22 protein-coding genes and 1 tRNA gene are annotated in these 25199 nt (G+C 57.8%); 9 read left to right on the forward strand and 14 right to left on the reverse strand.

Going from position 1 to position 25199, the window contains the following annotated elements:
* Positions 1-8: 8 nt before the first annotated feature.
* The gene (locus CD351_RS08110; RefSeq protein ID WP_111992151.1) at positions 9-701 is read left to right on the forward strand and encodes a cyclic nucleotide-binding domain-containing protein; all 693 of its coding nucleotides are present in this window, start codon (positions 9-11) and stop codon (positions 699-701) included.
* A 111-nt stretch (positions 702-812) separates the two neighbouring features.
* Positions 813-889 (forward strand) — tRNA-Met (locus CD351_RS08115).
* 52 nt (positions 890-941) lie between these two features.
* On the opposite strand, the gene CD351_RS08120 is transcribed toward CD351_RS08115, so the two are convergent.
* The 4 genes from CD351_RS08120 to CD351_RS08135 form a co-directional block, all read right to left on the reverse strand.
* Positions 942-1289, reverse strand: a complete 348-nt coding sequence (locus CD351_RS08120) for a transposase (protein WP_111992153.1) — start codon at positions 1287-1289, stop codon at positions 942-944.
* A gap of 92 nt (positions 1290-1381) precedes the next feature.
* Positions 1382-1975: a TetR/AcrR family transcriptional regulator gene (locus tag CD351_RS08125; RefSeq protein ID WP_162627655.1), complete on the reverse strand. Its 594-nt coding sequence runs from the start codon at positions 1973-1975 to the stop codon at positions 1382-1384.
* Between the two features lie 95 nt (positions 1976-2070).
* A complete protein-coding gene (locus CD351_RS08130) occupies positions 2071-3492 on the reverse strand; it encodes an efflux transporter outer membrane subunit (protein ID WP_111992157.1) in 1422 nt (473 codons plus the stop codon).
* A gap of 47 nt (positions 3493-3539) precedes the next feature.
* On the reverse strand, positions 3540-4181 hold the full coding sequence (locus CD351_RS08135; protein ID WP_111992159.1) for a TetR/AcrR family transcriptional regulator: 642 nt from the start codon (positions 4179-4181) through the stop codon (positions 3540-3542).
* A gap of 285 nt (positions 4182-4466) precedes the next feature.
* On the opposite strand from CD351_RS08135, the gene CD351_RS08140 reads away from it, so the two are divergent.
* The 4 genes from CD351_RS08140 (at position 4467) to CD351_RS08155 (ending at position 11405) form a co-directional block, all read left to right on the forward strand.
* Positions 4467-5462, forward strand: a complete 996-nt coding sequence (locus tag CD351_RS08140; protein ID WP_162627657.1) for an efflux RND transporter periplasmic adaptor subunit — start codon at positions 4467-4469, stop codon at positions 5460-5462.
* On the forward strand, positions 5459-8581 hold the full coding sequence (locus CD351_RS08145) for an efflux RND transporter permease subunit (RefSeq protein ID WP_111992163.1): 3123 nt from the start codon (positions 5459-5461) through the stop codon (positions 8579-8581). Before CD351_RS08140 ends, CD351_RS08145 begins: the two co-directional genes overlap by 4 nt.
* 55 nt (positions 8582-8636) lie before the next feature.
* The gene (locus tag CD351_RS16085) at positions 8637-8861 is read left to right on the forward strand and encodes a 4Fe-4S binding protein (protein WP_111992164.1); all 225 of its coding nucleotides are present in this window, start codon (positions 8637-8639) and stop codon (positions 8859-8861) included.
* A gap of 63 nt (positions 8862-8924) precedes the next feature.
* Positions 8925-11405 (forward strand): FAD-dependent oxidoreductase, encoded by a 2481-nt coding sequence (locus CD351_RS08155; protein WP_111992165.1) that lies wholly within the window; start codon positions 8925-8927, stop codon positions 11403-11405.
* Positions 11406-11684: 279 nt separating this feature from the next.
* Here the strand turns inward: CD351_RS08155 and CD351_RS08160 are convergent, their stop codons facing one another.
* The 6 genes from CD351_RS08160 to CD351_RS08185 all read right to left on the reverse strand — a co-directional run bounded on the left by CD351_RS08160 (position 11685) and on the right by CD351_RS08185 (position 17485).
* Positions 11685-14042 carry a bifunctional salicylyl-CoA 5-hydroxylase/oxidoreductase gene (locus CD351_RS08160; RefSeq protein ID WP_111992166.1) on the reverse strand — a complete coding sequence of 786 codons (2358 nt, stop codon included), beginning with the start codon at positions 14040-14042 and terminating at the stop codon, positions 11685-11687.
* Positions 14043-14134: 92 nt separating this feature from the next.
* Positions 14135-14545, reverse strand: coding sequence for a RidA family protein (locus CD351_RS08165; RefSeq protein WP_234027076.1), 411 nt, complete (start codon positions 14543-14545; stop codon positions 14135-14137).
* A complete protein-coding gene (locus tag CD351_RS08170; protein WP_111992170.1) occupies positions 14542-15717 on the reverse strand; it encodes an acyl-CoA dehydrogenase family protein in 1176 nt (391 codons plus the stop codon). Before CD351_RS08170 ends, CD351_RS08165 begins: the two co-directional genes overlap by 4 nt.
* A complete protein-coding gene (locus tag CD351_RS08175; RefSeq protein WP_111992171.1) occupies positions 15718-16542 on the reverse strand; it encodes an enoyl-CoA hydratase family protein in 825 nt (274 codons plus the stop codon).
* Positions 16539-16751: a hypothetical protein gene (locus CD351_RS08180; protein WP_111992172.1), complete on the reverse strand. Its 213-nt coding sequence runs from the start codon at positions 16749-16751 to the stop codon at positions 16539-16541. Before CD351_RS08180 ends, CD351_RS08175 begins: the two co-directional genes overlap by 4 nt.
* Positions 16748-17485: an SDR family NAD(P)-dependent oxidoreductase gene (locus tag CD351_RS08185; RefSeq protein ID WP_111992174.1), complete on the reverse strand. Its 738-nt coding sequence runs from the start codon at positions 17483-17485 to the stop codon at positions 16748-16750. The genes CD351_RS08180 and CD351_RS08185 overlap by 4 nt, the downstream gene beginning before the upstream one ends.
* A 209-nt stretch (positions 17486-17694) precedes the next feature.
* Here CD351_RS08185 and CD351_RS08190 point away from each other — a divergent pair, with 209 nt between their 5' ends.
* Positions 17695-18402, forward strand: a complete 708-nt coding sequence (locus CD351_RS08190) for a GntR family transcriptional regulator (RefSeq protein WP_111992175.1) — start codon at positions 17695-17697, stop codon at positions 18400-18402.
* A gap of 39 nt (positions 18403-18441) precedes the next feature.
* Positions 18442-19506, forward strand: a complete 1065-nt coding sequence (locus CD351_RS08195; RefSeq protein ID WP_162627658.1) for a 4Fe-4S dicluster domain-containing protein — start codon at positions 18442-18444, stop codon at positions 19504-19506.
* Between the two features lie 209 nt (positions 19507-19715).
* On the opposite strand, the gene CD351_RS08200 is transcribed toward CD351_RS08195, so the two are convergent.
* From CD351_RS08200 to CD351_RS08215, 4 genes are all read right to left on the reverse strand, one after another.
* Positions 19716-20771, reverse strand: a complete 1056-nt coding sequence (locus CD351_RS08200; RefSeq protein ID WP_162627659.1) for a P-loop NTPase — start codon at positions 20769-20771, stop codon at positions 19716-19718.
* 344 nt (positions 20772-21115) lie between these two features.
* The gene (locus tag CD351_RS08205; protein WP_111992180.1) at positions 21116-22702 is read right to left on the reverse strand and encodes an AMP-binding protein; all 1587 of its coding nucleotides are present in this window, start codon (positions 22700-22702) and stop codon (positions 21116-21118) included.
* Between the two features lie 113 nt (positions 22703-22815).
* Entirely contained in the window at positions 22816-23244 is a 429-nt protein-coding gene (locus CD351_RS08210) for a thioesterase family protein (RefSeq protein ID WP_111992181.1), read from the reverse strand.
* 99 nt (positions 23245-23343) lie between these two features.
* Positions 23344-23826, reverse strand: a complete 483-nt coding sequence (locus CD351_RS08215; protein ID WP_111992182.1) for a MarR family winged helix-turn-helix transcriptional regulator — start codon at positions 23824-23826, stop codon at positions 23344-23346.
* A gap of 153 nt (positions 23827-23979) precedes the next feature.
* Between CD351_RS08215 and CD351_RS08220 the strand changes: the two genes are divergently transcribed.
* Positions 23980-25164, forward strand: a complete 1185-nt coding sequence (locus CD351_RS08220; RefSeq protein WP_174214258.1) for an acyl-CoA dehydrogenase — start codon at positions 23980-23982, stop codon at positions 25162-25164.
* The last annotated feature ends 35 nt before the right edge of the window (positions 25165-25199 follow it).

Consider the following 25199-nt stretch of genomic DNA (forward strand, 5'->3'; position numbering starts at 1 on the left):
GGAAACAGATGGAAGAGGCGAGCACCATGGCAGGCTGGGCGGCCGGCGCCGCTCTAGTCTTGGCGATGCTGCCGGGCCAGGTGCGCACGATCCGCATCATCGCGCTTGTGGCAGGTATCCTCGGCGTTGCGCATTTCGCCCTTAAAGGCGAACTCAGCGTTGCGAGCCTGCTTGCTGCGGCGTTCCTGCTGGTCAACGGCTTGAGGCTCGTTGCGCTGTATCGTCGCGCTCGCACAGGAGTCATGACCAGTGAAGAGCGCGAGTTGTTCGACCATGTCATGCAGATCGAGGATCCTGCTCGTCAAAACCGCCTTCGCGACCTTATGGTCTGGAACGATATGGAAGTGGGCGAGGACCTGATCGTTCAGGGTCAGCTTGATCCCCCGCTGATCTACATCGCGAGCGGACGCGCTTCGATTGTGCGCGACGGCGAAGAGGTGAACGAGTGTGGGGCGGGGGAATTCCTCGGCGAGATGAGCCACATTTCCGGACACACCGCGAGCGCCACCGTGAAAGTGACGAAACCGATGCGCTGCGCGCGTATCGACCGTGATGCTCTGGCCCAATTGTCGAAGAGCTTGCCGGAGATTGGGCGGGCCGTGGACAACGCCTTCAACCGTTCGTTGGCGGTCAAGGTCATGCGCATGAACAGGGCGAGTGCACCTGCAAATCAGGTCGGCGGCGAGCAATCGCAAACTTGAGGTTGACCGGGGCAAGGGAGCGCCCTAAATGCGCCGCTCGCTAGAGGCGTTAAGCCTCGCGAATCCCGGTTGCCAACCGACAATCGGGAGCCCCCACGGGCAAACTGGTACGGCGGAGTAGCTCAGGTGGTTAGAGCAGCGGAATCATAATCCGCGTGTCGGGGGTTCGAGTCCCTCCTCCGCTACCAATCTCGAATCCGCATGGGTTCGCTTGCTTCCGCATACATCCGTAAAACTCAATTAAAACAGAATGATGTGAGTGATTCGCGTCCGCTTGCGTGCGCATGCATTCGCTTGAAGCCGGATTTGGTGTGGGGGTATTTTGGGGGTCACGTCAGCGGCAAGGTCGGAAAAAATGCGTTCCCATACTCCACGTTCGGCCCAGCGCCGGAACCGGTTGTAGAGCGTCTTCTTCGGACCGTGGACATGCTCCGGGCAATCGCCCCAGCGGCCACCGCTCTTTAGTGCGCGGACAATCCCCGAGAGCACCCGCCGTTCATCGACCCTCGGCATCTGGCGTGTGTCTTTCGGCAGCAACGGCTCAATTCGCGCCCACTGCTCATCCGAAAACCAGAAGAAATCCGCCATTCAACAAGCCTCCTTGCTGGTGGCACGTGAATCACATCTCCATGCAGATGGGAATCCCGTTTATGGATCCGGACCCTAAAGGAGGCTCTAGATCAGGTTTGATTTCGCCCTTCGAGTACTCCGGAGTACCCAAAGAGGAAAAGCGCCACACTCTGTCGGAGGCGCTTTTCGACGAGCTGACGAGCATCTGCCTGTCCGATTCTAGCTAAATGAAGTTCGACACCCTCTAGCAATGAGACAAAAAAGCTAGCCGCGGCATGGATGCTTTTCTCATGTTCAAGACTACATTGCTCAAAAGTCTTTAGGTGTTGAGCAACGCGGTGATTGATCGGATCGAGGCAAATATACCTGAAGTGTTCGTAGGCTTCGGGGCAAGATCGAACTTCGCTCAGTACCAGTCGCTTCAAGTTAAGGTAGCTCTGGTCGCTTAACAATGAATTGAGCTGTGTCGCGAGATCATCAAGAACACTTCGCAAATTGGTTCCCAACGCTCGAATACTCTCGATGGCGGTACTGAATCCTTGGCATTGCAGCTCGATAGCCGAAACAAAAAGATCGTGCTTAGAGCCTGAAAAGTGCCGGTAGACGGTCACTTTCGATACGCCCGCTTCCCTTGCTATGGCCTCGAACGTGGCCCCGTGAAATCCTGACTTCGTAAAAACTAGGTACGCCGCGAGCAGGATCACCGCGCGTTTGCGCTCCTTGCGTACTTGTCCGTGAGGCCGTTTGGCCACTGAGCTTTCACCTTCGCTTCATTCGGCTTGGTCGACATTAAGCTAAATTAACCGGGGGACGACAATGTTTGGGCACCGCCTAGCGCTTTGGCGAGCACGGAATAGGATATGAAAAGGTCGGCACGGGCTATTGCTTCCTGCATCTCTTGATTCTGGAACTCTAGCTCTTCCCTCAACAAGGCGAGCCGCTCAATATCGCCGAATTCATACTTGGCACGGGCAATGGCAACCTCTGCGCGCTTGAGCTCTGCAATCTGGGTCCGGCTGACCAGAACATCGGAGAGGGCGCCGAAGCGGGATACCTCACGCTCGATTTCTTCGATCGCCCGTAGCATTGCGAGGCGATAATCCGCATATGCCTCTTTCTCCGCACCGCGCGCCTGCGCGACAGCCGCGTCAATGGCACCAAAATCGAGAATTCTCCAATTGAGGCTTGGCCCTATCGAGAAGGTTTGAGAGCGCTGGGTCAGCAGATCGCCAGGGTCTTCGGCCTGCGAGCCGATCGAGGCGCCAAGCTGGATCTTGGGGTAATACTCGGCGATCTCCACATCGACTTGTCCATTCGCTGCGCGAAGTCGATACTCCGCAGCCACGATATCGGGCCGCGCGCTGAGGACTTCGCCGGGTGAGGGCAAGTACAGCATCCGTGGGTCGGTGCTCTCACTGTCTTTCCATAGTGCCAATAGCTCCACAGGCTCCAGCGCGAGAAGAACTGCCAAGGCAAACTGGGCAGCTGCCAAATCTGCTTGGTGCACTTGTGCGTCGCTTTCCAAATCAGCAAGCGCTCGGCGCTCCTGGAGGAGTGTTTCCGGCAAGGCATCACCAAACCGGACTTTGGCGGTGGTGATATCGATTATCCGGCGCCGAGCGGAAAGCTGCTGCTTGGAAATTGCAATCAAGGCTTCAGCGCGCCTTGCCTCAAAATAGGTTCGCGCAACTTCCGCTGCTATGCGTAGCTCTGAAGCCTGTCTATCGGCCCTGACAGCGACCAGTTCGGCGCGCGCGACACGCAGCGCCTTTTTGTTTGCACCGAAAAGATCGAGTTCCCAGATGAGATCGCCGCCTACATCAAAGGTGTCAGCAGGATTTGGAAAGTTAATCCCGGAGTTTTCATCACCCGCAAGGGCTCCCAGGCCAGCGGTTGCCTCAGAAATGCGATCGCGGCTCATTCCTGCGCGCAGGTCGGTTCTGGGAAGCAGAGCGGTGCGGGTCAACCGCGCACCTGCCCGTGCTTGCTCCACCCTGGCCGATGCCTGATCTATCTCCAGATTGTCAGCAAGTGCGCGCTCGACGAGGGTATCCAGAAACGGATCCTCAAGCGCCTCTAGCCATTGCGGTATTGCCACATCACCGCCGTTTGCATTCGCCGATACAAACTTCTCTGGCGGACTCGTAAGAACTACCGGTTCCGAGCCTGCGCAAGACGCCAGCAGAAAGGCTGAAAGACAGGAGAAAGGGGCGCGGTACATTCCACGCACATAAAATAGACGATGGCGTCAGTCAATTATGATCTAGATCACAGTTCGGAATTCGACCCAGTGCCATAGAGTGCTAGGAAATTCCGGGTCCCCTTCGCCACTTTCTTTTTTATCTGCGCGCGTGTTGGCGTTCCTCGTTGAAGAAACCGCCGCTCCATTGGCCATACGCCCTGCCAAAGCGCTATAAGATCCTCCGCAGCTTCATTCGCATCTAGCAGTTTGAGTTCTCCGCGCTCTGCGCGCTGGGTGAGATTTGATGCAATCACTGCCTGTAGCTGTCCGGGGCCCGCCTTGTAAAAGCGTTTCGCGATAGCGGTGTGCTTCTGCGCTTCGATCGTAAGAAGCCCGTCGAATGCGAGCATTTCCTCGGACGACAGCATCGTCAGGATCTGCTCGCCCGCTTCGTTTAGCGCGGCCTCGATGCCTGCCGTCGACAGACTGATGCGGCCGACGATCTGCTGCAAGCCTTGCGACAGCTCACTCACCATAGACTCAAAGACACCCTCCTTGTCTTTGAAATTCGAGTAGATCATCATCTTCGATACGCCCGCCTCAGCGGCTATGTGTTCGATCGCTACGCCTTCAACGCCATTTGCGAAGAACAAGCGTTTGGCTGCGGCGAGCACAGCTGCATGCTTTTCCGCGCTTTTGCGTCTCCCGCGACGCGCCTGCTCACTCATCGAACTTCCTTTTACTTGACGATATCGTATGCTAAATATATTAGCCCCGTCGTGTGGGCCAGAGGTCGGCTCCGCTAGATACCCCGCAAAGAGGAATAGCGCGAGATTGTGAATAAGCTCTCCCACATGCTGCGAAGCCGGTTGCCCCCCCCCGCATCATCGGCGGCTCGCGCGCTCCTTGTCTTGGCCCTTATTCTGGGCCTTATCTTAATAGCACGGGCTGTTACCGGCGGCCAAGATGAGGATACAGCAAGCAATGCGGAACCGTCGTTACGGGTCACAACGATGGTTATCAGCTTGCAGGAAGGTCTCAAGGTAGACCGTCGGTATCCTGCGATAATTCGCGCTGAGCAGACAGCTGAACTTGGCTTTGAGGTCGCCGGCAGGGTTTCGATGGTTGCCGTCGAGATCGGCGACCAAGTGCGTAAGGGGGCCGTGATCGCCCGGTTGCAGGCGGACAGATTGCGCGCAGCGTCAAACGAAGCGCGAGCGCAGGTTGCAGAAGCAAAAGCTTTGCTTGATCAGTACGAAGCGGAACTGGCCCGACAGACACAATTGCGAAGCCGTGATGCTACCTCGGGCCGCGCGGTGGACGATGCTCATGCAAATGTGCTGACCGGCCGAGCACGTCTTAAAAGCGCTCAAGCTTCGCTCGATCTCGCGGCTGCTGACCTTCGCGATACTGTGCTGCGAGCACCTTTCTCAGGTCTTGTTATCGAGCGCCAGGCCTCGGTAGGGGATCTCGCGCAGGCGCAGACCCCGATCGTCACGATGATTGAATCCGGAAGTCTCGAAGCCCGTGCCTCGCTGCCGGTCGATGTGGCCAGAGCGTTGCGACCAGGTTCGAGCGTAAACCTTTTTGTGGACGACCTCGTCTTCTCAGGACGAGTGAAATCTGTGCTTCCGACAGTATCGGATGCAGCACAATCCGCGACGATTATCGTTTCAATACCCCAAAACGCATCGATCTCTGAAGGTAAGGCCGCAGAAATAGCTATAGAACAATCGGTGTCTGGCGAGGGCATCTGGGTGCCTGTCACAGCTCTTGTTAGTGACCTGAAAGGCCTGTTTGCGATTCAGGTGGTCGAAGAACGTGAGGCGGGCTGGGTTGTGAGGCGTGTGCCGGTGGAAGTCCTCTACAGCTCTTCAGATCGAGCTTACGTATCGGGTTCATTTAAGGGGCAAGCCGAAGTTATTGCAGGCGGTTCTCATCGTGTTCTGCCCGGGCAGGTCGTCGAAACCAAGCGTGTCGCTGGTCGCAGTGTCGAGCCGACACCGTGATTTCAGCGCTCTTCAATCGGCGTTCGTTGATCCTGGTGGTCGCGTTCATCGCCGCAGTCGGTATCGCCGCGATCCAGAATTTGCCCCGCGCAGAGGATCCGACAATCAAGGCGCGCAGTGCGGCCATCACAACACTCTATCCCGGTGCTGACGCACAACGGGTCGAGGCGTTATTGAGCCAGCCCATTGAAGAAGAAGTCCGCACGCTTGAGCAGGTCGATAGTGTTTCATCCGTATCACGTGCTGGCGTTTCGATTGTTAGCATCGTCCTCAAAGACGAAATTACCGAAACAGCGCCGGTCTGGTCGCGCGTTCGTGATTTGCTATCCGATCTTGAGGGCACACTTCCCGACGATGCGTCTACGCCTGATCTCGATGATGAGGGCGGGTACGCGTATACAGTAGCGGTAGCGGTAAAGTGGGACGCGCCCTCGCCTGCCAACCAGATATTCCTGCAACGTTATGGAGATGAGCTGGGCGACAGGCTTCGTTCAATACCAGGTACCGATCATGTCGAAGTCCATGGCAGTCTTCCGGAAATCATCCGGGTCGATATCGACCAGCAGTCAATACGTGCCGCTGGCTTAACGCTCGAAGACGTCGCGCGAACGCTCGCTCAGGCCGATGTCCGCGGATCGGCCGGGAACGTTGCAAACGCGCAGACAACCATGACGGTGGAATTGACCGGGGCTTTTGACAGCTTGTCGCGGCTTCGGTCCGTCCCTTTGATCTCAGCAGGGGGAGAGACCCTGAGTCTTGGCGACGTCGCAACGCTTACCCGCACGACGTCAGATCCACCATCTGTAGTGACGACCCACAACGGTGTCACAGCGGTGATTGTGGGCTCCCGAATGCAGCTTGGCCAGAGGGTGGACCTTTGGGTTCCGCAAGTGCTCGCGGCAGTTGAGGAGTTCAGAGCTCGACAGGCCGATGGCATCGCGGTCGAAGTGATCTTCGAACAAGCAAGTTATACGACTGATCGGTTGACCAGTGTCTTGGTTACACTGCTCCAAGGCCTTCTCATCGTCGTCGCGGTGCTGATCCTCACAATGGGCATCCGGTCTGCGATCAGCGTCGGCATCACTATTCCTTTGGTCGCATTGCTAACACTTGGTGTGTTTCCTTTTGTCGGTCTTGAGCTGCATCAGATGTCGATCGTCGGCATCATCGTCGCTCTAGGGCTGATGGTCGACAACGCGATCATCATGACAAATGATATTCGTGACGATCTCGCACACGGCGAAAGTTTTGCCCAGGCTGCGACCGGCGCCATCCGAAAGCTGTTTTTTCCGTTATTGGCATCAACCACAACTACCATGCTCGCATTCTCCCCGATCGTGATGGCGCCGGGAGCGGGCGGCGAATTCGTTGGGCCTATGGCTTTCGCAGTGCTCTGCGCTTTGTTCAGCTCTTTTGTGATTTCGATGTTCATCGTGCCGGCCTTGTCACCAATCCTTTTCAAGGAAGGGCCCAGAGCATCGGAGACCACAGGGCGATATGATTGGCTCAAAAACGGGGTCGAATTACCAAATCTTGCCCGGCGGTTTCGCGGGATCGTCGGTTTTTTTCTGCATCGCCCTCGATTGGCCCTTGCTGCTTCATTTCTGATCCCATTGATTGGATTTGTAGCGCTTCCAACGATACCCACCGCGTTCTTCCCGGCAACAGATCGAGATCAGTTTCGGATCGAAGTGCGGATGGCGCAGGCCAGCTCGATTTACGCGAGCGCCCAAATTGTGAAGCGCATAGATCAAGCGATCCGGGAAGAAGAAGGCGTCGCCGAAGTCCTCGCGACCGTCGGGGCAGCTTCACCGCAACTCTATTACAATGCGCAGAGCTCTGAGAGCCAGAATCCCGCTTTTGCCGACCTCGTCATCGACACTGACAGCGATGCGGATACTGCGCGGCTTGTCCCCCTCCTTCAGCAAAAGCTTTCGGACCAATTCCCGGAAGCCTCGATTGCCGTGATCCAGTATGGGTTTGGGCCGCCGCTGGCTACTCCGGTCGAGATGCGGATCATCGGGACCGAGTTCGAAACACTCGCACAGCTCGGTGTCGAGGCGGCGAGCATTCTGGCCAATATTGACGGCGTGGTGGGGGCGCGTGCTGCCGTTCACCGCGACGCCGCCAAAATCGAAGTTGATGTCAACGAGGTCGCAACAGCAAGAGCCGGCTTGAGTCTCGGCGATGTGGCGCGACAACTCGACAATGCGCTGATCGGTCAAGCCGGCGGCTTTGTCCTTGAAGAAACCGAACAGCTTCCTGTCCTGGTCCGCTTCCCCGAGGACCAGAGAGACAGTATTGCTGACGTTGAGAGCATCTCTCTGACCCCTCCAAGCAGGGTAAGTCAGTCCGGTGTGCCGCTATCGTCCATTGGTTCGGTGCGGATTGTGCCCGCTTGGGTCGACTTGCAGCGTCTCGATGGCGAGCGAATTCAGGTCGTGTCGAGTTTCGTTGCAAAGGGTTATGATTCTTCAGTCATCCTTGCTGAGTTTCAATCAGAGCTTGAAGAGCAAGGTTTCCAGCTTCCGCCTGGCTATCGCATCGAGTGGGGCGGAGAAGCAGAAGCGCGCGGGGATGCCATCACCCAACTGTTGAGCCAGGTGGCAATACTGCTGGTGATTGCTGTCACGATCCTCGTTCTTGTTTTCAATTCCTTTCGCAGGATGCTCATTGTGGCGGGCTCCGGTGTTATAGCCATCGGTTTCGGCTTTTTCGCTCTTTTTGTGAGCGGCCACGACTTCGCTTTTCTCATCATTGTGGGTGTGATGGGCCTGATCGGTGTCGGCATAAATGACACGATCGTGGTCATCTCGGCGCTTGATGAAGACGAGGAGGCGCGCACTGGCGATCCTGATGCAATCAGAGATGTCGTAACCGGATCGGTCGCGCGCCATGTCTGGTCAACGACCATCACAACCGCCGGTGGCTTCATTCCACTTGCACTCTTTCCCGGCGAATTCTGGCCTCCATTCGCGCAGACATTTGCTGGCGGGCTGCTGGGCCTGACAGTGATTGCGTTCATCTACACTCCGGCTGCTTATCTGCTCGCGGTTCGGGCGCGGCATCGGTCGCGCGAGCACCCGATATCGCCAGCGAAAACAGTGCCAGCGACATGAGTTCTCGCCGCCACAATAGACTCAGGTCACCGCAGATTATTAAAGGAAGCGCACCATGCCGCACGTAATTGGCGAGCCTTGTCTGGGGGTGAAAGACGCGTCGTGCGTCGAGGTCTGCCCCGTCGCATGCATCCATGACGACGGTGACCGATTCAAAATCGATCCGAAAGTCTGCATCGATTGTGGAGCTTGTGTGATTGTCTGCCCCGTAAGCGCGATCACGCATTGCGACGATGAACCCACGGAATGGCGCAATTTCAACGCAGCACAAGGCAGCTGACTGGAATGCGCGCAATGGCAAAATTGCCGACCAAAGAATGAATTAGCAAGGAACCCCTAACCCATGCTTGGCCCCGCTGAACTCGTTATGCGCATTGCCGCTCGCCTCGGGTATTCCTTCGACGGTGTCGATGTCGAAGCAAGCACCGACGAGATGCTCGCGAAGCTGGAAGATCACGGCCCGATAGGCAGCGATCCTGTCGAGGCCGACGAGACCTCCCTACCCAGAACGCCGTTCACCAGCCACGTCCCTTTCCGGCAGAAAGCCATAGCGCGCATGAGATGGCGCGACTTCCTAAGACTTGTTCCCCAAATGCCCCATTTCGGAAAGCAGACACAAAGGGCGGCCAAGTTTTGGGACGAAACCTATTCCCCATACCGTCGGCATATCGATCCTGAAGAAATCGAAGAACTCACGCAGCTCATGAAGGAGAAAGGAGCACTCGAGGTTGGATTTCTCCCGAATGTAGATCCGAAGTTGATTTTCGCCGGCAAGTCGCTGCCCGAACGACATGCAATCTTGTTTACTGTCGAGATGCTCAAAGAGGAGATTCAGACTGCGCCGTCCGCCCGTGCGAGCACGGAGGTCATGCGTGGCTACGCCGATCTCGGCGAGATCGCATCGGACGCATGCGAGTGGCTGCGAGGGCGCGGCTTTGCAGCCTATCCGGGCACTAATTTGGGCGGTCAGTCGGATTACCCGGCTATGGCGGAAGCGGCGGGAATCGGTGCGATCGGTTACCATGGTCTTCTGATTGGGCCCACGGCCGGTGCTCGCATGCGGATTTGCGCGATCTATGTTGGGATCGAAAACCTTCCTGAACCGGAAAACCCCTATTTGTGGATCCGCGAGGTCTGCGCCGACTGCCGCAAATGCGTCCGATCCTGTCCGCCCGGCGCGATCGAGGCCAAGCCAGTCGATAAGGCGAATGGATACAAGCGCGCGATCAGGGCCACGGCCTGCCGCGACTATTTTGCTCGCAATTGGGGTTGCGCGATTTGCGTCAAGGTGTGCCCCTTCAGCGAGCTTGGATACGACAAGATCAAGCGAGGATACGATCAGGCAAGAAGAGCGCTCTTGCCGCGACCCGGCGAACCCAGACCCGGAAAAGCGCTCGACGACGAAGAAGGTCCGCGGATTGCTGTTGTCGGCGCCGGGCCAGCGGGAATGTACCTGGCTAAGTCGATCCTGGATGGGCACCCAACTGCGCAGGTCGATCTTATAGAGCGACTTAACTTCCCTCACGGGCTTGTACGGTATGGCGTAGCACCGGATCACCCTGAAGTGCGTGCCAAAGGTTGGGGGTACGACCGAATGCTCGAGCATCCACGCATTCGTTTTCTGGGAGGTATTGAGCTAGGCAAAGACACTAACATCGAACAGCTGCGCTCGTGTTATGATGCCGTCGGACTGTGCACTGGCGCTAGTGCGTCCCGCAAGTTAGGCCTTGAAGGCGAAGGCCTCCCTGGAAGCATTCACGCGCCGGATTTCGTGCGATGGTATAATGCCCATCCCGACTACCGAGACCTCGACCCACGGATCGGGAGGAGCGTTGTAATCATCGGTCATGGTAATGTAGCACTTGATACGGCCCGGATGCTGCTCAGCGATCCTTCTCACCTCATTACTACCGACATGATGCCCGAAGCCGCCGTGCGATTTGCGTCCTCGCAGGTCGAAAACGTAACGATAATTGGTAGACAGGGGCCTTCACAAACCAGTTTCACTCCGAAAGAACTGGTCGAGCTTTCAGAGGTCCCTGGCGTCCAGATCGTTGTTGATCCGCTTTCCCTTGAGCTCGACGAGGCTATCCCGCTCAATGACGCGCAAGCTGAACGCCGTAGACAGCGCAATCTCGAGCTTTTCAGGGGTTGGAGTCAGCAAGAGCTCGATAAGGACAAGCGACCTGTTCGGCTGAGCTTTGGATTGAGCCCACAGCGGATCGTCGGAGAGCATCGCATTGAGAGTTTGATTTGCGACCAGACCTTCGTCGTCAAGGAAAATGGACGCCCTCAGCACATGCTCATGGGAAAAACGATCGAACTGCGTTGCGATACCGTCATTCAATCAATCGGTTTTCGAAGCGAGCCTCTGGCAGGCCTGCCCTTTGACTTCGAAAGGTCACGTCTTCCAATTGGGCCGGGAGGGCGGATTTTGGATGAGAAGGGAGTTGCGATCCCCTTGGTCTACGCTTCCGGATGGGCTCGGCGAGGCGCTACTGGAGTGATTGGAACGAACAAAATTGATGCTGAAGAGGTCGCTCAAGCCATTCTCGAGGATCTCGAGCAGAATCGAAGCCGGGTGGGAGCGCGAGGGCTCCCTGAAAGCAAAGCGAGGGCAACGCTTGCCGATTGGCTGGATGTATCACGCGAAGAAAAACGGCGAGGAGCAATTCGAGGTCATGGGCCGCTAAGGTTTCGTGATGGGATCGAGGTGTCCGAATGGCTGAAGAGCCATGGAAGAAAGCGACTTAACGATCCGACGATGGCGCCAGAGCATCCGGAAGTTGGCAGACCGGACGCCTCACGGATCAATTTGTCATAGCCGATCAGTTGGCCGCTTTGGGAAAGCACAAAGGACAAATTGGAAGAGCCATCGCGCAATCTCGCAGCGTGTCTCGGTCATGCTGTGCAGGAAAGTGGCGCGCGTCGGCGGACGAACGCCGCACAGGCAATATCAACATGGATGCGCCATGCTAAACAAGTTCAGGTCAATCGGCTTCGAACCGCCCGAACAGTAGCGAACGAGCTGTTTGGGCTGCGCCTGGCCAGCGCCCGGCCGGCAGTCGGTGGATGTCCCTCTCGGGCGATTTTTACATGGCGTTTATGTCGCGGCTTGCTGATAGTGGCGGCGTTCCGGCCTGGCCTTGATAGCGAGTTCCGTTGCGCGCTCATTCGCTTTCTCGGCCTCGCGGTAAAGCTGATACTCGCCGGAGCGCAGCTGTACCGGCCAACCCAGCGAAGAGCCGTTGACCGAGCGTACGCCGTAATGCCCAGCTGCGTGACGTGCCCAGAAAGGATTGTTGAGGTGAGGGCGGGCCAATGCGCAAAGGTCTGCGCGCCCTGCCGCGATGATCGTATTGATCTGCTCGGGCACCGAGATATCACCGACCGCGATTGTCGGGATGTCGACAGTGTTGCGCACGAACTCGGCGAAGGGCGTCTGCCACATGCGTCCGAAAACGGGCTTCTGCCAACGGACCGTCTCGCCCGACGAACAATGGATGATGTCGGCACCGGCATCCTTGAAAAGTCCCGCGATAACCTGCAGGTCCTCAAGCGTGAGGCCGCCGGGCGCCCAGTCGCTTGACGAGAGGCGCACCGACATCGGCTTGTCCTCCGGCCAGACCGCGCGCATCGCCTCGAACACTTCGAGCGGATAGCGAGCGCGAGCTTCGGCGTCTCCGCCATATTCGTCTTCACGCACGTTGGTCAGCGGCGACAGGAAGCTTGCGAGCAGGTATCCGTGCGCACAGTGCAGTTCGAGCATGTCGAAGCCGGCCCGCTGGGCCCGTTTGGTGGAAGCCACGAAATCCGCTTTCACCGCATCCATCTGGTCCCGGCTCATCGCTTCCGGCGTACTCGACGTTCCCTCGATATAGGGGATCGCGGAAGCGGAAATGAGTGGCCAGTTGCCATCGGAAAGCGGCATGTCCATCCCGTTTTCTGCCACATTCGTGGACCCTTTTCGCCCCGCATGGCCAAGTTGGAGCGCAATCTTGGCCGGGGTTTCGTGGATGCGGGATACCAGTTCGGTGAAGTCGGCTTCCTGCTCGCCATTCCACAGGCCGGTGCAACCCGGTGTGATACGCGCATCCGCGCTTGGACAGGTCATTTCGGTGAAAATGAGCCCGGTGCCGCCAAGCGCGCGTGTGTAGTAATGCGTGTTATGCCAATGGTTCAGGCGCCCATTCTCGGAGCAGTATTGCGCCATAGGCGCCATGACAATCCTGTTCGGCACGGTCATGCCGCGCAGATCGAAGGGGGTGAACATAGGCGTGGGGTTGTAAGATGCGACATCACGTCCCGTATCGCCTTCGTAGTTCCGGTAGAATTCCTGCTCCACCTCGTGCAAAAATTCTTGGTCGCGAAGCGCGATATTATCCCACGTGACGGATTTGGCCCGGCTCATCAGGGAGAAGGCGAATTGATAACGCGGCTTTTCCCAATGCATCGCCATGTCCTCGAACCAGCGAAGCGAGACGGCGGCGTTATGCTGCGTAATCTCGACAGGCGTCCTTCGTTCTTCCTCGTAGGCCCTCTGAGCAGCTGCGATGTCGTCGCCATGTGCAACGACCTGATCGGACAGGCTGATCGCCGATTCCATCGCCAATTTCGTTCCTGAACCGATGGACCAGTGGGCTGTCGCCTTCGCATCACCGAGTAGGACCATGTTCTTGTGCGACCAGCGCTCGCACGCGATCACAGGGAAATTCCGCCAGATCGAGCGGTTGGTTATGAGCCCATGGCCGTCCAGGCAGTCGGCAAAGACCTCTTCAAGAGCCCACGCGCTTTCCTCTTCACTCATCTCGGCGAAGCCGGATGCGTGCCAGGTTTCGGGGGTCGTTTCGATCACCCATGTCGAGCGCTCGGGATTGTATTGATAAGTGTGCGCGCAGAAGTGACCGTGTTCGGTTTCGCGGAAGAAGAAGGTGAATGCGTCCAGCGGCCTGGTCGACCCCATCCATGTAAAGTAATTGGGGCGATCCTGCTGCGAAACTCCGAACTCTTCGGCAAATCTGTCGCGGATGGGGGAAGCAATCCCGTTGCCGACCACGATCAGGTCGCTGTCTGCAAAGCGATCTTCGATTGTATCGGCGTCGATGACGGATTCGAAATGCAACGCGACCCCTTTTTCGCGGCAGCGATCCTGCAATTGGGTCAGTAGCACCTGGCGCGAGCATCCCGCGAAACCGTTGCCGCCGATAACCGTGCGCTCACCGCTGCGATCGACGACGATATCGGTCCAATAGGCAAGATGATCGCGCAGCCCATCGTAAGACTCCGGATCCGCGCTCAGGAATTCGTCCATCGTCTCGTCGGAGAAGACTACGCCAAAGCCGAACGTATCGTTGGCCCGGTTCTGCTCGTGGACTTCGATCTCGATCTCCGGGCGCCGTTTCTTGGTCAGAAGCGCGAAATAGAGCCCGCCGGGTCCGCCGCCGATTACCGTGATTTTCATTTCAATGGTCCCGCTTTTTTAAACCGCGTTTTGTTGATGAATAAAATATCGACTCATGGCTGTCGCCGCGTCGAATGGGGCGATGCGCGCTCCTATTCGGCCTCAATGGGGACGACTGCTGTCGCTTCGATCTCGACGATCGCCTCGCGCTCAACCAGCTCTGAGACACCGATTACTGCCATGCAAGGAAAGACCTTGCCGAAATGCCGTCTCCATGATGCGCCGATCTCTTCGAGCGAGGCGCGATAGGCCGCGATATCTGTCACATAACAGGTTAGCCGCACGAGATGGTGCGGTTCTGCATCGCCCTGTCTGAGGATTTCGGCGACATTGCTTAGCGCCTGATCGAACTGGCCTGGGAAGTCATTCGCTTCGAAGGTTTCGTCTTTCGTCCAGCCAATCACGCCCGCTGTCATGACAAGGCGCCCCGTCGCGGCGATGCCATTGGCATAGCCCCTGGGACGTGGCCATCCCTCGGGTTGCAAATATCGATGGTCCGTCACGCGAGTCCCTTTCTCATGCCGTCGAGCAATTGCCGCGCAATAACGATCTTTTGGACCTCGGAAGCGCCCTCATAAATCCGCAGGGCGCGAATTTCACGGTAGAGTTCCTCAACCTTTACACCCTTCTTCACGCCGAGGCCGCCGAACATCTGCACGGCTTTGTCGATGACGCTCTGCGCCGCTTCGGTCGCATAGAGCTTTGCCATCGCTGCCTCGCGGGTAACGCGCTGTCCCACGATGTCTTTTGTCCAAGCCGAGCGGTAAACCAGAAGCGCCGAGGCATCGATGTCCACCGCCATTTCGGCAAGACTTGCCTGGGCGAGAGGGAGGTCGGCGAGCGAGGCTCCGAACATCTGCCTCGAAAGCGCGCGCGCTCCCGCTTCATCAAGCGCCCTTCTCGCAAGGCCCAGCGCAGCTGCGCCTACGGTCGTGCGGAAAATATCGAGTGTGGATAGGGCGACCTTGAAGCCTTTACCGTCTTCACCGAGTTTCCGGTCGCTCGGCACTTCCACACCATCGAAGCGCAACCGTGCGAGCGGGTGAGGGGCGATCACATTGATCCGCTCGGCGACCGAGAGCCCGGCACTGTCCGAGTCGACAACCACCGCGCTGACCCCTGCCTCGCCCTTGGCGAAAACGCAGTAGAAATTGGCGATCCCGCCGTTCGATATCCATAGTTTTTCGCCGTTTAGGCGCAATGTTGTGCCCGCTTGCGAGAGGGTGGTTTCCATCGCTGCCGCGTCGGACCCTGCATTCTCTTCCGACAAGGCAAAAGCCGCGATCTTTTCACCGCTCGCCACCGCTGGCAGATAGCGCTGCCGCAACTCATCGCTGCCGAACAGACTGATGGCCCCGGAGCCGAGGCCCTGCATGGCAAATGCAAAGTCGGCGAGCCCGGAATATCGCGCCAGCGTCTCGCGGATCAGAGAAAGCGAGCGGACGTCCAGCTCCTCATGCGCGCCGCCATAGGCGCCGATGACACAATATTTGAGCCAACCCGCCTGCCCGAGCGCCGCGACCAACATGCGGCAGGTTTCGTCGAGTTCTTCCTCAGCTCCCTCGCGCTCTACGATCGCGGGAATGGCGTCCGCTGCCCATGCATCCAGTTCGCGCGCGAGGGTTTTGTGGTGCGGCTCGAAAAACGGCCAACTCAGATATGATTGGTCCGCCATTCAATCGCCCTTGAACTCGGGTTTCCGCTTGTCGACGAAGGCACGGTAGGCGCGCTCGAAGTCTTTTGTTTGCATACAGATCGCTTGCGCCTGCGCTTCCGCTTCTATCGCAGCCGACAGGCTCATGTCCCATTCGAGATTGAGTTGGTTCTTCGTCATGGCATTGGCGAATGTCGGGCCGGAGGCCAGCTTGCGAGCCAGTTCGAGCACTTGTTGGTCAAGTTCATCGGCATCGAACACGCCGTTGAAGTACCCCCATTCAAGCCCCTCTGGCGCGCTCAAGGAGCGACCGAAAAACAGCAACTCGCTCGCTCGACCTTGGCCGATCAGGCGCGGCAGAATGGCACATGCCCCCATGTCACAGCCCGCAAGGCCAACGCGATTGAACAGAAACGCGGTCTTTGCGTCGGGCGAGGCGTATCGCAGATCGCTTGCCATCGAGATGATAGCCCCGGCACCCGCGCTCACCCCCTGAACCGCAGCGATGATCGTCTGCGGGCAGTCGCGCATGGCCTTGACCAGATCGCCCGTCATTCGGGTGAACCGAAGAAGGTCCGGCATATCCATCGCAACGAGCGGTCCGATGATCTCGTGCACATCGCCGCCAGAGCAGAAATTGCCGCCATTGCTCGCAAATACGACGACATGAACTTGAGGCGCGCAAGACAAGTCACGGAAGAGATCGCGCAATTCCGCGTAGGATTTGAAGGTCAGCGGATTCTTGCGCTCGGGCCGATCAAGACGGATCGTCGCCACGCCTCCCTCGAATTCCCAGAGGAAATGCTGCGGGGTGTAGGTCGCCGGATCGAAGCTATCATGCGTCAATGTGCGTATATCCTTCTCTTGAACGGTTTTTGAGCCTCGCGTTCGGCAAGCCTGATGCGCCCGACCAGCCGAGTGCGCTCGTCGATATCGGGCGGATCGAATTCCTCGAAACGCACCGCGATCGACTCGCCAGGCTGGGTTGCCATGCGTGCGAACAGCGCGCGCCCGTGGGCGGTGAGGCTGAATGTGGCTGCGCGGCCGTCGCTCATGAAATCGTCTCCCCGCCGTCAATCAAAATTGCCTGACCGTTTACCGATGCAGCACCTTCGCTGGCCAGCCAGGCGACTGCCTCGGCGACTTCGGCAGGGTCGATCAGCCGGCCCATCGGATTGCCTTTCACGAACTGGTCGAGGACTTCCTCGCGAACTCTCCCGGTTCGCGATTCGACGGCATCGAGTGCGTTCTCGAGGAGCGGGGTATCGGTAAAGCCGGGGCACACCGCATTCGCCGTGACACCCGATTTCGCAAGCTCGATCGCAAGCGAGCGAATCCAACCGAGCACTCCGTGCTTGGCCGCGGAATACGCCGCGCTATAAGCGTAGCCCTTGACCGAAGCGGTCGATGCGATGGCAATAAAGCGTCCCTGTTTGCGTTCAAGCATTTGCGGAATCACCATCTGCGAACATCGCACCACACTGGCGAGGTTCACCGCAATCATGGCATCCCAAAGTTCCTTGTCGGTCTTCAAGGCCGGTGCGGTTCGAGCAGCACCAGCGTTAGCAACGAACACATCGCAACGGCCAATGCGTTGGAGCGCCTCGGCTATCGAAGCATCGTCGCATACGTCCATCACGGCATAAGACAAGCCGGTCCGCTGCAGCTTGGCTTCGTTGCGTCCGCAAACCGTGACCTGAAATCCGCGCTCGTGAAGCACGCGCGCGATCGCCAGGCCAATTCCGGAGCCTCCTCCCGTGACGACGACATTCGGGTTACGTTCAGACATAGGTATACTTTATGCCTAAAATAAATTTGGTCAATCGAATTGCGCCGCTGATGGGCAGGGTGTGACAAGCGCGAACGTGCTGGCGGCTGAGGCGCCGATCATGTTCGACTGAAAACCGATGCATCGCAAAAGGCGCGCCCGCGCGATCGCTCACGCCTCTTGCAGTTTTCCCCCAGCCGCTCTAATCCCGCATTGTTGAACAATATTGTATGAAGAACGAGAGAATGGTGGCGGGCCAAGCACTATCGAACAAGACGCCTCGAACGGCAGACCGCGTCGTTCAGATTCTGAGAGAACAGATCCTCAACGGCTATTTGTCGCCCGGACAAAGGTTGGTCGAGACAGACTTGATCGGCGAATTCAATGTCAGTCGCAATACGTTGCGCGAAGCCCTGTCGAGACTTCAGAGCGACGGATTGGTCGAGATTATCCACCAACGCGGCGCGTCCGTTGTCCGGCTCACGCGCGAAACCATCGAGGAAACATTTGGAATCAGGGAGCGGCTCGAAGGATATGCCGCCGAACTCGCAGCGGAGTATTCGCACCTCCCGGAAAACGTCATCTGGCTCAAAGAGCAAAAGAGGACGTGGATGTCGGCGCACGTGCTTGAAGACGGCGATCGACACATGAGCGTGAACGTGCCGTTCCACGAGGGGCTTATCGCAATGTGCGGCCAGCGTCGTCTGGTCGCCATGATAAACTCTCTCCAACTTCCCGCTTTTCGTGCGCGTGGGGCTCGGCATTTTGACGAGAAGCACCGCCTGGTGTCAGCGCAAGATCACCTCAAGATTATCGAGGCGTTGCTCAAGAGCGACGCCAAAGCCGCAGGCAGAGCGGCCGAGGATCATATCCGGCGCGCAAAAAGGATCGCGCTGACAGTCTTTGAACAGGAACAGCAGAACCGCGGATTCAACTGAGCGCTGCAAGCCTCGTTCGTGGCGAGAGGAATGGAAGCCATGGGAATTATTATCGGCAGGGAAACGCAAGATGGTTTTGAGCCGTCCTGGCTGGTCAAAAAGCTGTGGCCCAAAACGTCTGGCAATACGATCAACGGTTTGGGCGAACGGGAAGATCGCCCGGCGACACCGGTGTTCCACCGACTTCACAAGCATCCATTCCTTCCGATTAACCTCTTGTTTCTGAGCAAAAGCACCTGGGATCTCAAGGTCTTGAATTCGGTCAGGCGCTCCGGAAAGATCAAGGAAGGCGAGAAGGAAAAGGTCCAGCAGGCGCTACCACGGCCCACTTCGTCCGATAAAGACGAATTGACGCGTATGATACAAACCCATGCCGAGGAGGACGCTGACTGCGATCTCATCCGCGTGGCAGCAAATCACAAAAATCTCTACTTCGACATGGATCTGGAGAAGATTTCTCACATCCCAAAGTACGCGATCGTCCTTGGCTTGCATCAGGACTACGAGGAAATATCGAAGAACCTCGAGCCAGAAACCTGGTGGAAGAAGCGCCCCTGGAATACGAAATGGCGGCATACGAGCGATGAAGTCATGTCAGTCTACGAGCGCACGCATGCCTCGGCTGCTCGGCTGGCAGACAAAATCCGAGAGGCGGGCTACCATGCGGAAGCAATTGGCGGAGCGATGGGATCGGCCATCAACGTCCTGAGGACTGCGATTGAATCAGGGATGGGGGAGCTAGGGAAACATGGCTCTATCCTCAACGACAGATACGGGCCGAACTTGCGCTTTTCGGTCGTTCTGACTGACATGCCGCTGCACGTCGACGGCCCGCGTGAGGTCGGGGCAGATGAGTTCTGCTATAATTGCAAGCTGTGCACGACGACATGCCCACCGAGTGCCATTTCCGATCGCAAGCAATTGGTGCGCGGCGCCACGCGTTGGTACGTCAATTTCGACAAATGCATGCCCTTTTTCATCGACACCAAGGGGTGCGCCCTTTGCATTGCTGCATGTCCGTGGAGCCGCCCTGGTGTGGCACCCAATCTGTCGAAGAAGATGCTCGCAAGAATGGAACGCAAACGCCTTGCGAAGATGAACTGAAGCGTCTGTCTGTCGAGCGCAATGCCGCCGCAATGTCCGATGCGGCGGCAGTCAGAATAGCGCTCTGACTTTCGTTTCGCCTTCGGGTGGGTTGGCGGCAGTGGCCTCAACTTTCGGATCGAACTGACGAAAAAAATTGATGGTTTGATCGTGCACCTTCCCGAAATCCGGGAGTGACGGGCATCGTGCTACGACCCATGCGAGTGTAGTCAGGCCCTTGACCGGTGGAGGCGAAGGTCTTCTGCAATGACATCGGTAGCCGATTGAAGCGCGCTGCTGATCCGGTCCACGACCCTTTGATCATCGCCAGATCTGTTTTCGAGCAAGGGGATGCTTGCCAGAACGGGAAGATCGAGAGCGCGCGATCCAGCGTCTTCGAAGGGCGCAGAGACTGTCCCACATTCCGGGCATGCCCACCTCGACATATTGGCGATCTGCCCCAGGATCGGCGTTTCGAAGCGCTCGAACATCGAACAGGCCCGGCGCGCGTCAATCTGGCCGAGGCTACTCGGCGTAGTAACGACAATAGCGGCGGAAAGCGGCAGATCGCGGATCAGAGAAAGCTGAATGTCTCCAGTGCCTGGCGGCATATCGACGATCATCACGTCGATGTCGCCCCATTGCGTCTGATTGACCAATTCCAGGACAGTCCGCGAAGCAATAGGTCCACGCCAGACCAGCGGTTCGTAGTCTTCGAGAAGGCCTCCCATCGAGGCAAACTCGATCCCTTGAGCGGTGATCGCCTGCATTCCCGTTGGCGCCTCGCTCGGTGCTTCCTTACAGCCCAGCAGGGCATGGACGGACGGACCGTAAAGATCCGCATCCAATAGACCGACCGAGAGGCCTCTGTCGCGCAGCGCCAACGCGGTTGCGACTGCGAGGGTCGACTTGCCGACCCCCCCTTTCCCAGACGCAATGCCCAGATAGTAAAATCCCCGACGCACTGCGATCGTGGGCGCTTGACCGGGTTCCTCCGCCCGCTCCGGCTGCTGGCGATTGCGAACCGGAACGATGGAAACGCTCTTCACCCGCTTTAGCTGTGCGAGACGCTCCTTTGCATCATCAATGAAGAGGCGGACAGCCTCGGCATCGGCCTTGTCTCGTACGGCGATAGCGATGGCGACAGCACCCTCAGGCGAGATCGAGATACCATCAAGCCGGTCATGATCGGCAAGGGATGAGCCGTCAGTGGTCAGGATCGAACGGAGCACCTTGCGGATTTCCGCTTCAAGCTTGGACTGTTGCTTTCTCGTTTTCCAGAACATTGCCATCGCCGCATTCTTGCTTGTCTTTTTTGGAGCCGAGCCAGCTTGGCCATTTTTAGTCCGACAAGATCTGCAAACGATATTGATGAACAATCGGGTGGTCAATCTTAGGTTCGACTGATCACCTGTGGAACTCTCGGTGTGCTAAGCTGACCTCTCGAATTCAGCATGTCGCGGCCGGAGAAAATTCCCTGCTTGGCAAAAGGCTGGCGGAAACCCCTGCTTCTCGTGCCCTAAAGCTAGGCAGTCGTCTTGGCATCTCGTCGACGGGCGCGGGGATCGCGCCCTTCGCAAGTCTGATCCGCGAGCCAGACCGGAGCATCGCAACGCAAAGCGCGATAATCCTAAAGCAGAGCGTGGCGCCTGATCTTGCCACTGGCGGTCTTGGGCAGCTCGCTCACGAACTCGATCTCGCGCGGATATTTGTAGGGTGCGATCTGCTGCTTCACGAACTTTTGCAACGCCATGACGTCGCATGCACCGGACGAGGGGTTCTGCTTCAGGACCACGAATGCCTTTACGATCTGCCCGCGCTGCTCGTTGGGCACGCCGATGACCGCACATTCGAGAACGGCGTCGTGCATCAGCAGCGCGTTTTCGACCTCTGGCGCGGCGATATTGTATCCCGACGAGATAATCAGGTCGTCGCCGCGCGCGACATACCAGAACATTCCCGAATCATCCTTGCGAAACACGTCGCCGCTAATGTTCCACCCCTCCTGTACATAATCGCCTTGTCTGGGGTCCTCCATGTACCGGCATCCGGTGGGTCCCTTGACAGCGAGGCGACCGATGCCGCTTTCCATTTCCTGCCCCGCGTCATCAAGGATGGTTGCGATGTACCCCGGGACTGCCGTGCCCGTTGTACCGGCGGTTTCCGTGTCCGGTCGGGTCGACAAGAAGATATGCATCATTTCCGTCGAGCCGATACCGTTCATCAACCTCAGACCGGTTGCGGCGAACCAGTCATGCCACGTCTTCTCGGACAGGTGTTCGCCGGCTGAGACGCAGACCTCGAGCGACGCGGTGTCGCCCGGCTCCATCTGTTCCAGCATCGCCCGATAAGCGGTGGGCGCGGTCGCAACGACCTGAGGTTTGTAGCGCCGGATCATCGCCAGAAGGTTTTTCGGCCCTGGCTGCGCGCAGGTGAGGGCCGTTCCTCCAAATCTGAGCGCGAAGATGAACTGCATTCCCAACCCGAAGGTGAAGGCGAGCGGGGCGCTCGAAATCCATTTCCAGTCGGGTTTCGGCTTGATCACCATACGCGCATAGGTGTCGGCACAGGCGAGGATGTCGCGGTGAAACTGAATGCAACCCTTCGGCTCTCCGGTTGTGCCTGATGTGAATGCGATCATCGCGGGCGTGTCGCGGCCCGTTCGGACCGCGGCGAGAGGCGCGAACTCGTCAATCGCCAAACTCAACTGATCCTCGGCGCCGTCGGCCGCGAACTCGACTATGTGACCCTGTCGTTTCTCGGTCGCGAAAGCCTCGCCGAGCGCGGAGCTGCAAGCGTTATGGCAGATTGCGAAGTCGGGCTGAGCTTTCCTGACGATCTTCGCGATCTCGTCTGCGCGCAATATCGGCATCAACGCAACCGCGACGCCGCCGGCCTTCAAGACACCGAGCCAAGCAGCGAACAGCTTCATGGAATTGGGGCCAATCAACAAAACCCGGTTGCCCCGGATCAGCCCCGCAGAGTTCACGAGATAGGAAGCGATTTTTCCTGAAATCTGATCGAGTTCGTCATAGTTCCACTGGCCGTCCTCGTTCTCGACGGCGACATCTCCGGGAGCGCCCCCCTTCAGCAATTCGTGCGCTGCGTTCAGTTCTTCGGGATAGTCGAGCTGAGCGAGATCGAACAGGAATTCGGGCTGCATTTCCTTGGGCGGCAGGCGGTCCTGGACGAATGCATCAAAGCTGCTGTTTTCCATGCTTAACCCCGGTGGATGGAGATATGAATACAGTCGCGGGCCGCTCCAATTCGAGCGCGCCCGAGATAGATCGGGCGTCCTTCGTGCAGGAAATTGCGAAAGATGCGGCGGACTCATCCACAGGCTGCATCCTTGGCGAGCGCGGCCTGCAGGCGCTCGCGCCAGTCGGACGGCCATTTCCGTGAGGAGCCAGTCGCGGTGTGAATGAGGACTTGACGATACTGAATCTTGAAACGCTCGGAGCCTGCGCAGCGCGCATCAAGCCTAAGGTCTACCGAGCTCGCACCGACCGCCGATACGAACAGCGTGATATCCAGCCGCTCGCCCAGCCGTGCCGGTGCTGTGAATTCTGCCGCTAACGTTACGGTAGGAAGCCCGGATCCGTGGTCCTCCACCAAAGCGCGACGAGAAACGCCGAGTATCGCTTCGCACCAGTCTTCAATGACGATATCGCCCATCTCGAACAGCCGCGGGTAATAGGCAATGCCTGCGGGATCACAGTGCGCGAAGCGGACGCGCCGCTCGGTCATAAAAGGGCTCATGATGCCCCGCCGACGCGTTTATGTCCAAATTCCGCGCGGAACATTTGCAAAGGCAAGTTGCTGCTGGGCTGAACTGCGATCATAGGCGGCATAACGATTTCATCCGATTGAGGATTTAAGGGCTTCGCGCAGCTTGCCGAGATCAGCATAAAGCGCCGCTTGATCTTCATTTGTCAGCGGCTCAAAAATCTCCCTTACCCAGGCATGATGGCTTTCGGCCATCTTCTTGAAAGTTCGTATGCCTTTCGGTGTCAGCGAAGCAATCGATACTCTCCTGTCGCTCTCGTCTTTTTGGATTTCGACAAGGCCGTCTCGCAGAAGTGTTTGCATTCGCCCGGTCACATTGCCGTTAGTCACGAGGAGAGCTTCGGCCAACTCGCTCATTGTCATGCCCGCTCGTTTCCGCTCCAGCGCCGCCAAGATGTCGAAGCGTGCAAGTCCGGCGTCGAAGTCGCACTTTAACATCGCAGCCAGATGCGTTTCTATCTGGTTTGTGCAGCGGATAAGTCGCAACCACAGGCGGAGAGAGATTTCGGGCTCGCTGTCTTCTTCGATCGCGATTGCGAGACTTGTTTTGCTCATCGCGACCCTCCCGGCGCGCTACTAAGAACCCCATCTTCGAAACCGATAGACAATCGCATCTCCATTAAGTTTTATGTATAAAACATCTTGACACATTGCAAGTGTATTTTAGGGGTCAAATAATTCCAACCCCAGATTTCGAGGTTCCAGAAATTGGCCGAGCTTGCGTCCTTCTCATGGGAAGATCCGTTCGATATCGAATCCCAGCTCGACGAAGATGAGCGTATGATCCGCGATGCGGCCCGCAACTTTGCGCAGAGCGAGTTGCAGCCGCGTGTCATCGACGCCTTCCGAAACGAGGTGGATGCCCCCGAACTCTTTCCGCTGATGGGGCGGGCAGGGTTGCTGGGCGCAACCGTTCCCGAAGAATTTGGAGGGGCTGGTGCCAATTACGTCGCCTACGGGCTTATAGCGCGCGAGATAGAACGCGTGGATAGCGGCTATCGATCGATGGCGAGCGTCCAGTCCAGCTTGGTCATGTATCCGATCCACGCCTACGGAACGGCAGCCCAGAAAGAGAAGTTCCTCCCGGGGTTGGCCAGCGGGGATCTGATCGGCTGTTTCGGGCTGACCGAACCCGACGCCGGCTCGGATCCAGCAGGAATGCGGACCTATGCGAAGGCCGACGGTGACGATTTCGTCATGTCGGGATCGAAGACGTGGATTTCCAATGCGCCATTCGCCGATGTGTTCATCGTCTGGGCAAAATCCGAAGCGCATGGAGGCGGTATCCGCGGCTTCATCCTCGAAAAGGGCATGAAGGGACTCGCTGCACCAAAGATCGAAGGCAAGATTTCGCTTCGTGCATCGACAACCGGCATGATCGTTATGGACGAAGTGCGCGTTCCGCGGGATGCGCTACTGCCCGATGTTCAGGGATTGAAAGGCCCGTTCGGCTGTCTAAATCGCGCGCGCTATGGTATCAGTTGGGGAGCAATGGGGGCTGCCGAGTTCTGCATGTCGGCCGCTCGGCAATATGGCCTCGACCGCAAGCAATTCGGTCGCACGCTTGCAGCCACGCAACTGTATCAGAAAAAGCTCGCCGACATGCTCACCGACATTTCCTTGGGCCTCCAGGGCAGTTTGCGGGTAGGGCGGTTGATGGATGAGGGCCGCTTTGCCCCCGACATGATTTCGATCATCAAGCGTAACAACGTTGGCAAAGCGCTCGACATCGCCCGCACCGCGCGCGAGATGCACGGAGGCAATGGTATCTCCGAAGAATATCAGGTGATGCGCCATGCGGTAAACCTGGAAACGGTCAACACCTACGAGGGCACGCATGATGTCCACGCGCTCATTCTCGGTAGAGCCGTAACGGGGATTTCCGCTTTCTAATTCTTGGCGCGCTCCGGCGCAGGGCGAGCGACCTA

The organism is Erythrobacter sp. KY5 (assembly GCF_003264115.1).
Taxonomy (GTDB): Bacteria; Pseudomonadota; Alphaproteobacteria; order Sphingomonadales; family Sphingomonadaceae; genus Erythrobacter.

What these genes read in the sequence shown, in the direction of transcription:
- CD351_RS08155 (WP_111992165.1), top strand. Translation starts at nt 8,925, where the DNA reads ATGCTTGGCCCCGCTGAACTCGTTATGCGCATTGCCGCTCGCCTCGGG.
- CD351_RS08135 (WP_111992159.1), bottom strand. Translation starts at nt 4,181, where the DNA reads ATGAGTGAGCAGGCGCGTCGCGGGAGACGCAAAAGCGCGGAAAAGCAT.
- CD351_RS08215 (WP_111992182.1), bottom strand. Translation starts at nt 23,826, where the DNA reads ATGAGCAAAACAAGTCTCGCAATCGCGATCGAAGAAGACAGCGAGCCC.
- CD351_RS08160 (WP_111992166.1), bottom strand. Translation starts at nt 14,042, where the DNA reads ATGAAAATCACGGTAATCGGCGGCGGACCCGGCGGGCTCTATTTCGCG.
- CD351_RS08195 (WP_162627658.1), top strand. Translation starts at nt 18,442, where the DNA reads ATGGGAATTATTATCGGCAGGGAAACGCAAGATGGTTTTGAGCCGTCC.
- CD351_RS08180 (WP_111992172.1), bottom strand. Translation starts at nt 16,751, where the DNA reads ATGAGCGACGGCCGCGCAGCCACATTCAGCCTCACCGCCCACGGGCGC.
- CD351_RS08120 (WP_111992153.1), bottom strand. Translation starts at nt 1,289, where the DNA reads ATGGCGGATTTCTTCTGGTTTTCGGATGAGCAGTGGGCGCGAATTGAG.
- CD351_RS08170 (WP_111992170.1), bottom strand. Translation starts at nt 15,717, where the DNA reads ATGGCGGACCAATCATATCTGAGTTGGCCGTTTTTCGAGCCGCACCAC.
- CD351_RS08140 (WP_162627657.1), top strand. Translation starts at nt 4,467, where the DNA reads ATGGTTATCAGCTTGCAGGAAGGTCTCAAGGTAGACCGTCGGTATCCT.
- CD351_RS08190 (WP_111992175.1), top strand. Translation starts at nt 17,695, where the DNA reads ATGAAGAACGAGAGAATGGTGGCGGGCCAAGCACTATCGAACAAGACG.
- CD351_RS08205 (WP_111992180.1), bottom strand. Translation starts at nt 22,702, where the DNA reads ATGGAAAACAGCAGCTTTGATGCATTCGTCCAGGACCGCCTGCCGCCC.
- CD351_RS08200 (WP_162627659.1), bottom strand. Translation starts at nt 20,771, where the DNA reads ATGTTCTGGAAAACGAGAAAGCAACAGTCCAAGCTTGAAGCGGAAATC.
- CD351_RS08185 (WP_111992174.1), bottom strand. Translation starts at nt 17,485, where the DNA reads ATGTCTGAACGTAACCCGAATGTCGTCGTCACGGGAGGAGGCTCCGGA.
- CD351_RS08110 (WP_111992151.1), top strand. Translation starts at nt 9, where the DNA reads ATGGAAGAGGCGAGCACCATGGCAGGCTGGGCGGCCGGCGCCGCTCTA.
- CD351_RS08130 (WP_111992157.1), bottom strand. Translation starts at nt 3,492, where the DNA reads ATGTACCGCGCCCCTTTCTCCTGTCTTTCAGCCTTTCTGCTGGCGTCT.
- CD351_RS16085 (WP_111992164.1), top strand. Translation starts at nt 8,637, where the DNA reads ATGCCGCACGTAATTGGCGAGCCTTGTCTGGGGGTGAAAGACGCGTCG.
- CD351_RS08210 (WP_111992181.1), bottom strand. Translation starts at nt 23,244, where the DNA reads ATGAGCCCTTTTATGACCGAGCGGCGCGTCCGCTTCGCGCACTGTGAT.